This is a genomic window from Streptomyces coelicoflavus (genome assembly GCF_003112555.1).
GTDB lineage: Bacteria > Actinomycetota > Actinomycetes > Streptomycetales > Streptomycetaceae > Streptomyces > Streptomyces coelicoflavus.
In genome coordinates, this window is the sequence record NZ_BEWB01000014.1 from 152,634 (window position 1) to 164,637 (window position 12,004).

Below are 12,004 nucleotides of genomic sequence, written 5' to 3' on the forward strand. Positions count from 1 at the left end.
TTCCGGTGCCCAGAACGTAGTTTTCGCCAAACCGCACCGTCAAGGGGTCTGCGGCAAATGGAATACCATTTTTTGAGCCGTCGACGGATGCGGTTCAGCGGCATGCCGCCGCGTGCCTCTCTCCGGCGGTCCGGCGGTGCGGCGGTCCGGCGGTGCGGCGGCCCGGCCGGCGGTCCGGACTCAGCGCCGCGCGCTGCCCTCCGTGCTCTCCCGCAGGACGAGCCGGTGGTCCACGACGAGGTCCCGGGGCGCCTGGGCCTGCGACCCGGCGCCGTCCGGAGCCGTCGCCTCCTCGATGCGGTGCCGGAGCAGCTGGACGGCGACCTTGGCCACCGCCGCCTTGTCCGGGGCCACCGTGCTCAGCGTCGGGACGCTGAACCGGCCGCCCTCCACGTCGTCGAAGCCGATGACGGCGACGTCCTCGGGCACCCGGACCCCGTGCTCGTGCAGGGCGCGCAGCGCACCCAGCGCGAGCTGGTCGTTGAGGCAGAGCAGCGCGTCGGGCCGCGCGCCCTCCGAGAGGGCCCGGGTCACGGCCCGCGCGCCGTCGGGCATCCGGAAGGAGTCGACCGGCAGCACGGCGGCCGGATCGTAGGCGATGCCCGCCTCCGCCAGGGCGGCCCGATAACCCCGGGTGCGGGCCTGGGCCGTCCCCAGGCCGGCGTCGTCGCGCCCGCCGAGGGCGAGGACGGTGCGGCGCCCGAGTGCGATCAGATGGCGGGTCGCCTCAAGGGCGGCGCGCTCGTTGTCGATGGCCACATGGTCGGCGCCCTCCTCCAGCAGCTCGCCGAGCAGCACCGTGGGCGGGAGACCCGTGCGGTCCCGCAGGTCGTCGGCGGTCAGGGCGAGCGGGCTGAGGATGATGCCGTCCACGAAGGTGGAGCCGAATCCGGCCAGTGCCGCCAGTTCGTGGGCGCGATCCGCCCCGGACTGATGGATGAGGACGGTCAGGGAGCATTCCTCCGCCTCGCGGACGACATGCCGGGCCAGCTCCGCGAAGTACGGTATGTCCAGCTCAGGGACGACGAGTGCGATGATGCCGGTTCTGCCCTTGCGCAGGTGACGGCCGGCCAGGTTCACGCGGTAGCCGAGGTGTTCGATGGCCTCGCGCACCACCTGCCTGGTGCGGTCGGAGACATGGGCGTAGTCATTGATGACATTCGACACCGTCTTCTCCGACACGCCCGCGTGACGTGCGACGTCCTTGATCCTGGGCCGTGCCACCGAGACCTCCCTGCCTCTTCCGCGCTGCCCGAGTGTATGTCCCGGTGCGCGGAGGGCTTCGGCGCAGGTCCACTTCCGCCCAGCTCTTTACAGCCAATGTACATCGATGTAAAAACTAGCCACCGCATGAGCTCCGGCCGTCGAAAGGTCCGCGATGAGTTCCCGTTTGCCTGCCCAGGGGGTGCCGGCCGTGTCCGACCCGGTCCGCCGCCCCAGCCGCCGCCGGCTGCTGCGTCACGCCATGGCCGGGGCGGGAGCCCTGATCGCCGCGGGCCCGCTGTCCGGCTGCGCCTCACCGGCCTCGGCCTCCGGGGCGTCCGCCCTGAGCGTCTGGGACCTCTTCCAGGGCGGCGACGGCATGCTCATGGACGACATGATCGAGGCCGTGTCCAAGGGGGCCGGGGGTGCCGAGGGCTTCGAGGTCGACCGGACGATCCTGGACTGGGGCCCGTCGTACTACACCAAGCTCGCCATGTCCGCGGCCGGCGGACGGGCCTCCGACGTGGCCGCCATGCACCTCTCCCGGCTCGCGGGCTACGCGCCCGGCGGCCTGGTGGACGCCTTCGACCTGGACCTGCTCGCCGAGTACGGTGTCACGGAGAAGGACTTCACCCCGGCCGTGTGGTCCCGCACCCGGCACGAGGGGACCGTCTACGCGATCCCGCTGGACGTCCACCCCTTCATCGTGTTCTACGACAAGAAGGCGGCCGAGAAGGCCGGGCTCCTGGACACTTCGGGCGAGCTGGCACCCATGGGATCCCCCGAGGCCCTGCTGGACGCCGGCCGGGCCCTCGCCGAGGCGACCGGGGAGGCGGGCATCCTGTTCGGCCACGTCACCGACACGGCCCAGAACTGGCGCCTGTTCGCCGGCCTCTACGCGCAGACCGGCGCCGAGTTCGACCTGCCCGACGGCGGCCCCCCGAAGATCGACGTCGACGCCGCCGTACGCGCCGTCACCCTCATGACGCGGCTCTTCGACGGGAAGACCAACCCCAACAACCTGGACTACAACGGAGCGCTGGCCGCCTTCTCCAGCGGCCGCGGCGGCATGGCGATGCTCGGCGAGTGGGAGCTGCCGACGCTCAAGAAGTCCGGCATGGAGCTGGGCGCCGCGCCCTTCCCGCAGGTCTTCGAGAAGCCCGCCGTCTACACCGACAGCCACAGCTTCGTCCTCCCGCACCAGAACAGCCCCGACCCGGCCCGGCGCCGCGAGGCCCACCGCTACGTCGCCCAGATACTCAAGCAGAGCCTCACCTGGGCGAGCGCCGGCCACATCCCCGCGTACCAGCCCGTCCTCGCGGAGCCCGAGTACGCCGCCCTCGACCCGCAGTCCTCCTACGCCGACGCCGCCAAGGTCGCGGTGCTCGACCCGCCCAACTGGTTCGCCGGCGCCGGTTCCAACTTCCAGAACCGGATGTGCCAGCCGCTCCAGTCGGCGCTGCTGGGCAACACCACCCCCGAAAAGGCGGTGCGGCAGATGGTCCGCGAGGCGGACACGCTGCTGCGGCAGCCCAACCCGGTGGCCTGACCAGCGAAAGGAGTGACCGACGTGACCACCACCGCACCCCTCGGCACCGAGGAGCAGACCGGCCCGCCCGCTGCTCCGGCGGACGGCCGCCGCACCGCCCTGAGCCGTGTACGCACCGGCAACGGGCTCGTCTTCGTCCTGCCGTTCCTGCTCGTGTTCGGCCTCTTCATGGTGTGGCCGATCGTCCAGGGCCTCTGGATGAGCTTCACCGACAGCTCGCTCGCCCTGCGCGACACGACCTTCGTCGGCTTCGACAACTACACCGAGGCGTTCGGCGACGCCGACGTGTGGAGCAGCCTCGGCAACACCGTCTTCTTCACCGCCGTCTCGAGCGTGCCGCTGGTGCTGATCGCGCTCGCGATGGCGCTGCTGGTGCACAGCGGACTCGCCGGTCAGTGGGCGTGGCGCCTGTCGTTCTTCGCCCCCTACCTGCTGCCCGTGACCGTCGTGACCATGATCTGGACCTGGCTGTACCAGCCGGAACTGGGCATGGCCAACCAGCTCCTCGACGCCCTCGGCATGGAACCGGTCGGCTGGCTGTCCGACGAGTCCGTCGCCATGTGGTCGGTCGCCGCCCTCACCGTCTGGTGGACGGTCGGCTTCAACTTCCTGCTGTACCTCGCGGCGCTCCAGTCCCTGCCCACCACCTTCGACGAGGCGGCGGCACTCGACGGGGCCGGCGCCTGGCGCCGCCTGTGGTCCATCACCCTGCCGCAACTGCGCAGGACCACGGGACTGGTGGCCATGCTCCAAGTGCTGGCCTCCCTGAAGGTCTTCGACCAGATCTACATCCTCACCAAGGGCGGCCCCAACGGCTCCACCCGGCCCGTCCTCGAGTACGTCTACGACGTGGGCTTCACCGGCTACCGCCTCGGCTACGCCTCCGCCGTCTCGTACCTGTTCTTCGCCCTGATCGTCGTCGTCTCGCTCGTGCAGCTCCGCCTCTTCCGCCGGGAGGACTGACCGTGTCCGCAACCGCCACCACCCTCCGAACCCGGCGCCGTCCACCCCGCGAAGCGGCCGGCTCGCCCCTGCTCCTCGGCCACGGAAGGCTGCCCCGCGCCCTGGCCGGAACCGCGCTCGTCGTCCTCGCCGTCCTGTGGCTGCTGCCGTTCGTGTGGGCCGTCATCACCTCGGTGCAGAGCGAGGAGGACATCAACACCACCGGGCTGTCCCCGTTCAAGGGCGCCTTCACCCTGGACGCCTACCAGCAGATACTCGAACGCGGGAACGTCACCGTCTGGGCCTTCAACAGCTTCCTGATCTCGGCCCTGGTCACGCTGATCACCGTCGCGGTCTCCACCCTCGCCGCGTACGGCTTCTCCCGCGGCACCTTCCGCGGCCGCCGGGCGCTGCTCGGGGTCACCGTGGCCGCCATCATGGTCCCGCCGCAGCTGCTCGTCGTGCCGCTGTTCGACCAGATGACCCTGTTCAACATGGTCGACACCTACGCGGCGGTCATCCTGCCCCAGGTCGTCGCACCGATGATGGTGTTCATCCTGAAGCGGTTCTTCGACGGCATCCCCAAGGAGCTGGAGGAGGCGGCCCGGATCGACGGCGCCTCCGAGTTCCGGGTCTTCCGGTCGGTCGTCCTGCCGCTCTCGCGGCCGATCGTGGCCGCGGTGGCGATCTTCGTCTTCATCGGTGCCTGGAACAACTTCATGTGGCCGTTCATCGTCACCAACGACCCCGACCTGATGACCCTCCCGGTGGGCCTGGCCACCGTCAAGGACGCCTACGGCATCCAGTACGCGCAGTCCATGGCCTCCGCCCTGCTGGCCGCGCTGCCGCTGATCGTGGTCTTCCTCCTCTTCCAGCGCCGCATCGTCAACTCCGTGGCCACCACCGGCCTCGGCGGTTCCTGAACCCCCACAGCTGTACCCACGGGCTCGGCGCTCGCGCGCCCGGCCCACCGATCGACTGGAGCATGTGTGCCCACTCACTCCGTACCGCGCCCGGAGTACCCGCGACCGCAGTTCACGCGCCGCGACTGGCTCAACCTGAACGGCGCCTGGCAGTTCGAGACCGACCGGGGGGACAGCGGCCTCGAACGCGGTCTGCTCGACCGCGAGCTGCGCGAGGAGATCCTCGTCCCCTTCCCGCCCGAGTCCGAGCTGTCCGGCATCGGCGACACCGACTTCCTCGAGGCCGTCTGGTACCGGCGGGCCGTCACCCTGCCGGCCGCCTGGGCCGGACGCCGCGTACTGCTGCACTTCGGCGCCGTCGACCACGACACCACCGTGTGGGCCGACGGCAGGGAGGTCGCCCGGCACCGCGGCGGCTTCACCCCCTTCACCGCCGACCTCGGCGACATCGCCGGGGCGGGGGAGGAGGTCGTGATCACCGTACGGGCCCGCGACCCCAAGTCCGGGCCGCAGGCCCGCGGCAAGCAGGCGATCAAGTACGCCAACCACGACTGCAACTACACCCGGGTCACCGGCATCTGGCAGACCGTCTGGCTGGAGCCCGTCCCCGAGACACACCTGCGCCGCCCCCGCATCACCCCCGACCTGGCCGGCTCCGCCTTCCACCTCGAACTGCCGCTGTCCGGCAACCGCCCGGGACACCGGGTGCGTGCCGTCCTCGGCGACGCCGACGGCGAGGTGAGCCGCGCCGAGGCCCGCGCCGACCTCGACCTCGCACCGCGCCTGCACCTGCCGGTGCCGCAGGACCGGCGGCGCGAGTGGGGACCCGAGGACCCCCACCTGTACGACCTGCGCCTCGAACTCCTCGACGCCGCGGGACAGGTGGTCGACAGCGCCGAGAGCTACGCCGGACTGCGCGCCGTGGGACTGCGCGGCAAGGCCGTCCTGCTCAACGGGCGCCCCGTCTTCCAGCGCCTCGTCCTCGACCAGGGCTGGTACCCGGACGGGCTGATGACCGCCCCGACCGACGAGGCCCTGGTCAAGGACATCGAGCTGGCCATGGCGGCAGGCTTCAACGGGGCCCGGCTGCACCAGAAGGTCTTCGAGGAGCGCTTCCTCCACCACGCCGACCGCCTGGGCTACCTGGTCTGGGGCGAGTTCGGCGACTGGGGCTGCGAGACGGGCGGTTCCTCGGGCGACAACCAGAAGCCCGACGCCTCCTACGTCGCCCAGTGGCTCGAGGCGCTCGAGCGCGACTACTCGCACCCCTCGATCATCGGCTGGTGCCCGCTCAACGAGACCTACCAGAAGCTCCACGACCGCGTCACCCAGCTCGACGACGTGACCCGCGCGATGTTCCTGGCCACCAAGGCCATGGACACCACCCGCCCGGTCGTCGACGCGTCCGGCTACGCCCACCGGGTCGCCGAGACCGACATCTACGACTCCCACAACTACGAGCAGGACCCCGCCGCCTTCCGGGAGTTGATGTCCGGCCTCGCCAAGGACGCGCCGTTCGTCAACGCCCACGAGAGCGGCGCCCCCTACTCCCAGCCCTACCGGGGCCAGCCGTACTTCGTCAGCGAGTTCGGCGGCATCTGGTGGGACCCGGAGGCGGCCGCCGCGCAGTCCGGCGAGGACCGCACCGTCTCCTGGGGCTACGGGGAACGCGTCCGCAACGAGGACGAGTTCCACGAGCGGTTCAGCGGCCTCACCGAAGTGCTGCTGGAGGACCGCAACATGTTCGGCTACTGCTACACCCAGCTGACCGACGTCTTCCAGGAGCAGAACGGCATCTACCGTTTCGACCGGGGCGAGAAGCTCGACGTCGCCCGCGTCCGGGCCGCCCAACTGCGCCCGGCGGCCATCGAGGAACCGGAGGGCTAGCGGGCGCGGGGCCGGAGGCGGCGCATCCGCCGGTCCTCCGGCCCCCGCCGGCGCGGATCAGAAGGGGCGGTCGCCCTCGACGGCGACGCGTTCGGCGACCCGCCGTTCGGTGCCGTAGTCGCCTACGGCGTAGTGCTGCGTGGCGCGGTTGTCCCAGAAGGCGACGTCGCCGGGCTGCCAGCGCCAGCGCACCTGGTACTCGGGCACATGCGCCTGCTGGAAGAGGAAGCGCAGCAGGCGGTCGCTCTCGTCGCGCTCCATGCCGGTGATGTGGGTGGTGAAGGACGTGTTGACGAACAGCATGCGCCGGCCCGTCTCCGGGTGCGTGCGCACGACCGGGTGCTCCACGGGCGGGAACAGGTCCTGGTGCGGCAGCAGTCGCTCGGGCCCGTAGAACCGTGCGAAGCCCGGGATGAAGTCGTGCACGGCGCGGGCGCCGTCGACGCGCTCCTTCACCTCCCGGGGCAGGTTGTCGTAGGCCGCGGCCATGTCCGCCCACATCGTGTCCCCGCCGAACGGCGGCACCTCGCGCAACTGGAGCACCGCACCGAGCGCGGGCCGCTCCCGGAAGGTGACGTCGGTGTGCCACACGTTCTCGTACGTCGGGGTGGACCCGGCGCCCTTGTCGAACCGGACGATGTCGTCGCCGGCACCGGCGGCGAGCAGGGGGTTGGTCTCCAACTCACCCCAGTTGCGGGCGAAGTCGCGCTGCTGCCCGGAGGTGAGGTGCTGAGCCCGGAAGAACAGGACCTTCCACTCCAGCAGGGCCCGGTTCAGCTCCTCGCGCAGGGCGGGAGTGAGCGGACGGGAGAGGTCGGCGCCCCGGATCTCCGCGCCGATGGTGCGCGCCTGCGGGACGATCTCGAAGGCTTCGTAGGGCCGTTCCTCCCAACCCTCGGGCAGCCGGCGCAGCGTGCGCCGGCCCTCGTACATTCCGTCCGCCGGGATGCGTGCTTCACGCAGGACGGTGTTCGGGCCGACGGCCGTGACGGACATGGGAGTCCTCCCCTTGTGTGACGGGACGTGTGTGACAGGACGTGTGTGACGGGACGCGTGGAATCCGGCCAGGGGGTGGCGAGGCCACCGGCGAACGGCCGGGGTGAACGAGGTGCTGCGGGTGCTCCGGGCTGTGGGCCGGAGAGGAGGCCGACGGGCTACGACGCGACGGGCGTCGGACGGTCGGTGCGGGGAAGGCCGTTAAAGGCCGGAACGCTCACAGCCGGTTCGCTCGGGCACACGGCAACACTCCGCCGCGGTGCCGAACCGGTATGTGGTCATGGCACCGATTGTGTGATCTTTCCTCGCCCGTGTCAATGGGGTCACGGAGCGAGAGGAACGAAGGGGCGCAGGTCGTCGCCCTCCGGCTGGACGACCCCGTAGCTGCTCTCGGGCACCTTGTTCCACACGCCGGGCAGGTCGCCCAGCGGTTCCGACACGATGAGGCGGCTGTTGTCGGACGCCTCCTTGAGGAAGGGCAGCCCGGGGTGCAGCGCACGCAGGCTCTCCACCCGGCTGCTGTAGTAGAGCGACCGTGACTGACCCTGGCTGGAGTAGCGGAAGGCCCACAGCCGTCGTCCGTCGGTGACGGCGACCGTCATCTGCATCGGGAACTCCACGCCGTGCTCGTGGCCGATCTCCTCCACCAGGCCGGCCATCCGGGCCACGGCCGCCGGAGGGTCGTCCTCCAGACCGAGCGTGAGCGCCAGGTAGAACATCATCTCCGAGTCCGTCGACCCCTCGATGTCGAGGAAGAGCCGCGGATCGACGGCCAGGGCGAGGTCGCGGCGCAGCCGGTGGAACTCGGCGATCGCGCCGTTGTGCATCCACATCCAGCGGCCGTGGCGGAAGGGGTGGCAATTGGTCTGCTGCACGGCGCTGCCCGTCGAGGCCCGGATGTGCGCGAAGAACAAGGGGGAGCGGACATGGCTCGCGATCTCCCGCAGGTTGCGGTTGCTCCAGGCCGGCCCGATCTCCCTGACGATCGCGGGCGTCGCCATCTCCGGCCCGAACCAGCCGACCCCGAACCCGTCCCCGTTCGTCGTCTCCACCCCCATACGGGCGTGCAGGCTCTGGTCGATGAGCGAGTGCTCGGGCTGGTACAGCAGGGACTCCAGGAGTACGGGTGTCCCCGAGTAGGCGAGCCATCGGCACATCGCTCCGTCGCCTCCCTAGCGGCCTGCGGCGCCCCGGACGTCAGTCGACCGGCCAGGTGTGGACCGGGGCGTTGAGGTGCATGTAGTCCATGTACTGCTGGGTCATCCGGCGCAGCGCCTCGTGGCGGTCGGCCCGGGCGGTGGCGTCGATGTGGTGGAACATCTCCTTCTGCCAGACCGCGCCGTTGCGGCCGGTGACGCACCGCTGCTCGATGATGCCGAGCAGCGGCTCCCGCCAGGCGGAGTCCATGCCCGACAGCTCCAGGCCCCGGTGGGCCAGCGGCAGCAGCCGGCGCAGGACCAGTTCGGGCACGGTCACCTCGCCCACTCCCGGCCAGTACAGATGTGCCTCGATGCCGTGCCGGGCGGCGGTGTGCAGGTTGTCCTCGGCGACCGAGAAGGACATCCGCGACCACACCGGCCGCTCCTCCTCCACCAGGGCGCGGGTGAGCCCGTAGTAGAAGGCGCCGTTGGCCAGGGTGTCGGCGACGGTCGGGCCGGCCGGCAGGACGCGGTTCTCCACGCGGACGTGCGGCCTGTCGTGGGCGACGGCGTAGACGGGCCGGTTCCACCGGTAGATGGTGCCGTTGTGCAGGGTGAGTTCGCCCAGCTCGGGGATGTCGCCGCGATCGAGGGTCTCCGCGGGATCCTGCTCGTCGCACAGCGGCAGCAGCGCGGGGAAGTAGCGGAGGTTCTCCTCGAACAGGTCGAAGACGCTGTTGATCCAGCGCTCCCCGAACCACACCCGGGGCCTGACCCCCTGCGCCTTGATCTCCTGCGGGCGGGTGTCGGTGGCCTGCTCGAACAGGGGGATGCGGCTCTCGTGCCACAGTTCCTTGCCGAGCAGGAAGGGCGAGTTGGCCGCGAGGGCGACCTGGACACCGGCTACGGCCTGGGCCGCGTTCCAGTAGTCGGGAAACTCCTCCGGCGCGACCTGGAGGTGGAACTGCGTGCTGGTGCAGGCGGCCTCGGGCGTGATGGTGTCCGCGTAGGTCCGCAGGCGGTCGACGCCGTCCACCTCGATGTGCAGGTCCTCGCCCCGGGCGGCGAACACCTGGTCGTTGAGGAGCCGGTAGCGCGGGTTCTCCGACAGAGCCGCCTCGCCCACGTCCGACTGGCGCAGCGTGGGCAGCGTGCCGACCATGATCAGATGGGCGCCGACCGACGCGGCGCGGTCCTCGGCGTGGTTCAGCGCGGCGCGGATCTCGGTCTCCCAGGCATCGGGGCCGCCCGCCGTCAGCTGCCGGGGCGGAATGTTGATCTCCAGGTTGAACCGGCCCAGCTCGGTGGACCAGGCGGGGTCCGCGATCGCCTCGAGGGCGTCGCTGTTGCGCATCGCCGGTTCGCCCCGGTCGTCGACCAGGTTCAGCTCGATCTCCAGGCCGACCTGGGGCCGCTCGGTCTCGAACCGGGACTCGCGCAGCATCTGCGCGAAGGCCTCGAGGCACTCCTGCATCTTGATCCGGTACCGGCGGCGGTCCTCGCGGGTGAAGACCAGCGCCGGGACGTCCCGTCCCATCGGTCCTCCCGGGGTTGCCTTCCGCGGACGCTCCTCCACCCCAGCGTCGCACCACCCGGCGCACCCCACCAGACGGGACGGGAACGGGGGTCCACCGCAGCGTGTGCGGTGGACCCCCGTCGGTTCCGGGTCCCGTAGGACTGATCAGGCCTTACAGCTTGCCGGACGCGCGCACCGTGATCTTCTTGGACGTCTTGCCCGCCGGCGAGGAGCCGTAGCCCTCGATCTTGTCGACCACGTCCGTGCCCTCGACGACCTTGCCGAAGACGACGTGCTTGCCGTCCAGCCACGGGGTGGGGACGGTGGTGACGAAGAACTGCGAGCCGTTGGTGTTCGCACCCGCGTTCGCCATGGACAGGAGGTACGGCTCGGTGTGCTTCAGCTGGAAGTTCTCGTCCGCGAACTTCTCGCCGTAGATGCTCTTGCCCCCGGTGCCGTTGCCGTTGGTGAAGTCACCGCCCTGGAGCATGAACTGCGGGATCACGCGGTGGAACGGGGAACCGGCGTAGCCGAAGCCGTGCTCGCCGGTGGACAGCTCCAGGAAGTTCCGGGCCGTCTTGGGGGTGATGTCCTCGAAGAGCTCGAAGACGATGCGGCCCGCATCCTGGCCGTCGATGTCGATGTCGAAGTAAACCTTGGAATTGCTCATCGCACCATTGTGACGTGTGACCCCCGGTGATGCCGAACCGGCTGCCCGTTCAGCGTGTGGCGAGCAGTCCGAGGGTGTCGATCACACGGTTCGAAAAGCCCCATTCGTTGTCGTACCAGGCGACCACCTTGACGTGGCGTCCGTCCACGCGGGTCAGCGCCGAGTCGAAGATCGACGAGGCCGGGTTGCCCGTGATGTCGGAGGAGACCAGCGGGTCCTCGGAGTACTCCAGCACACCGGCGAGCGGACCGTCGGCGGCCGTGCGGTAGGCGGCCAGCACGTCCTCGCGGGTCACGTCGCGGGCGACGACCGTGTTCAGCTCGACGATCGAACCCACCGGGACCGGCACGCGGATCGAGTCGCCCGACAGCTTGCCGTCCAGGCCCGGCAGCACCAGACCGATCGCCTTCGCGGCGCCGGTCGTGGTCGGCACGATGTTCACCCCGGCGGCGCGGGCGCGGCGCGCGTCGCGGTGCGGGCCGTCCTGGAGGTTCTGCTCCTGCGTGTAGGCGTGCACCGTCGTCATGAAGCCGTGCTCGATGCCGGCCAGCTCGTCGAGCACCGCGGCGAGCGGCGCGAGGGCGTTGGTGGTGCAGGACGCGTTGGAGACGATCGTGTGCGCGGCCGGGTCGTAGGCGTCCGTGTTCACCCCGTAGGCGAGCGTCACGTCGGCACCGCTCGACGGGGCGCTGACCAGGACCTTCCGCGCACCCGCGGTGAGGTGGCCGCGGGCGGCGTCGGCCGAGGTGAAGCGGCCGGTCGACTCCAGCACGATGTCGACGCCCAGCTCGGCCCAGGGCAGCCGGGCCGGCTCGCGCTCGGCGAGTACCTTGATGCGGTGCCCGTCGACGACCAGGGTGTCCCCGTCGACCGTCACCGGGCGGCCGAGCCGGCCGGCCGTCGAGTCGAAGGCGAGCAGACGGGCCAGGGTGGCGGGCTCCGTGAGGTCGTTGACGGCGACGACCTCGAGCTTCGTGTCGCGCTCCAGCAGCGCACGCAGCACGTTGCGCCCGATGCGGCCGAATCCGTTGATGCCGATGCGAGTCATGAGTGGTGTGAGTCCCTTCGTTCGCCACCGTGTCCTTCCCCCTCAGGCTCGCGCAGGCCGTCCGGATGCGGCAGCGGCGCGAGAGCCATGGTTCGCAAGGATCACGCCAGGCCGAGGCGGGGCGGCGGAAG

General features: G+C 70.7%; 10 protein-coding genes. 4 read left to right on the top strand and 6 right to left on the bottom strand.

Translation table 11 applies throughout. From position 1 onward, the window contains the following. Nucleotides 1–180: 180 nt before the first annotated feature. Nucleotides 181–1,224: a LacI family DNA-binding transcriptional regulator gene (locus Sco07f_RS31330; protein ID WP_108989790.1), complete on the bottom strand. Its 1,044-nt coding sequence runs from the start codon at nucleotides 1,222–1,224 to the stop codon at nucleotides 181–183. A gap of 154 nt (nucleotides 1,225–1,378) precedes the next feature. Between Sco07f_RS31330 and Sco07f_RS31335 the strand changes: the two genes are divergently transcribed. From Sco07f_RS31335 to Sco07f_RS31350, 4 genes are all read left to right on the top strand, one after another. Continuing rightward, the gene (locus tag Sco07f_RS31335; RefSeq protein ID WP_167468277.1) at nucleotides 1,379–2,752 is read left to right on the top strand and encodes an extracellular solute-binding protein; all 1,374 of its coding nucleotides are present in this window, start codon (nucleotides 1,379–1,381) and stop codon (nucleotides 2,750–2,752) included. Between the two features lie 21 nt (nucleotides 2,753–2,773). After that, nucleotides 2,774–3,715 (top strand): carbohydrate ABC transporter permease, encoded by a 942-nt coding sequence (locus Sco07f_RS31340; RefSeq protein ID WP_167468278.1) that lies wholly within the window; start codon nucleotides 2,774–2,776, stop codon nucleotides 3,713–3,715. Nucleotides 3,716–3,717: 2 nt separating this feature from the next. Beyond that, entirely contained in the window at nucleotides 3,718–4,617 is a 900-nt protein-coding gene (locus tag Sco07f_RS31345) for a carbohydrate ABC transporter permease (RefSeq protein ID WP_087792471.1), read from the top strand. Between the two features lie 66 nt (nucleotides 4,618–4,683). Next, nucleotides 4,684–6,504, top strand: coding sequence for a glycoside hydrolase family 2 protein (locus Sco07f_RS31350; RefSeq protein WP_108989792.1), 1,821 nt, complete (start codon nucleotides 4,684–4,686; stop codon nucleotides 6,502–6,504). Nucleotides 6,505–6,561: 57 nt separating this feature from the next. On the opposite strand, the gene Sco07f_RS31355 is transcribed toward Sco07f_RS31350, so the two are convergent. The 5 genes from Sco07f_RS31355 to gap form a co-directional block, all read right to left on the bottom strand. Beyond that, nucleotides 6,562–7,500 carry a TauD/TfdA dioxygenase family protein gene (locus Sco07f_RS31355; protein WP_108989793.1) on the bottom strand — a complete coding sequence of 313 codons (939 nt, stop codon included), beginning with the start codon at nucleotides 7,498–7,500 and terminating at the stop codon, nucleotides 6,562–6,564. Nucleotides 7,501–7,823: 323 nt separating this feature from the next. Further along, nucleotides 7,824–8,657, bottom strand: coding sequence for a class II glutamine amidotransferase (locus Sco07f_RS31360; protein ID WP_007446377.1), 834 nt, complete (start codon nucleotides 8,655–8,657; stop codon nucleotides 7,824–7,826). Nucleotides 8,658–8,697: 40 nt separating this feature from the next. Continuing rightward, on the bottom strand, nucleotides 8,698–10,176 hold the full coding sequence (locus Sco07f_RS31365; RefSeq protein WP_007446376.1) for a glutamate-cysteine ligase family protein: 1,479 nt from the start codon (nucleotides 10,174–10,176) through the stop codon (nucleotides 8,698–8,700). Between the two features lie 151 nt (nucleotides 10,177–10,327). After that, nucleotides 10,328–10,825 (bottom strand): peptidylprolyl isomerase, encoded by a 498-nt coding sequence (locus Sco07f_RS31370; protein ID WP_108989794.1) that lies wholly within the window; start codon nucleotides 10,823–10,825, stop codon nucleotides 10,328–10,330. Between the two features lie 49 nt (nucleotides 10,826–10,874). Continuing rightward, entirely contained in the window at nucleotides 10,875–11,873 is a 999-nt protein-coding gene (gene gap, locus Sco07f_RS31375) for a type I glyceraldehyde-3-phosphate dehydrogenase (RefSeq protein WP_007446373.1), read from the bottom strand. Nucleotides 11,874–12,004: the final 131 nt, after the last annotated feature.

What these genes read in the sequence shown, in the direction of transcription:
- gap (WP_007446373.1), bottom strand. Translation starts at nt 11,873, where the DNA reads ATGACTCGCATCGGCATCAACGGATTCGGCCGCATCGGGCGCAACGTG.
- Sco07f_RS31335 (WP_167468277.1), top strand. Translation starts at nt 1,379, where the DNA reads ATGAGTTCCCGTTTGCCTGCCCAGGGGGTGCCGGCCGTGTCCGACCCG.
- Sco07f_RS31360 (WP_007446377.1), bottom strand. Translation starts at nt 8,657, where the DNA reads ATGTGCCGATGGCTCGCCTACTCGGGGACACCCGTACTCCTGGAGTCC.
- Sco07f_RS31365 (WP_007446376.1), bottom strand. Translation starts at nt 10,176, where the DNA reads ATGGGACGGGACGTCCCGGCGCTGGTCTTCACCCGCGAGGACCGCCGC.
- Sco07f_RS31355 (WP_108989793.1), bottom strand. Translation starts at nt 7,500, where the DNA reads ATGTCCGTCACGGCCGTCGGCCCGAACACCGTCCTGCGTGAAGCACGC.
- Sco07f_RS31370 (WP_108989794.1), bottom strand. Translation starts at nt 10,825, where the DNA reads ATGAGCAATTCCAAGGTTTACTTCGACATCGACATCGACGGCCAGGAT.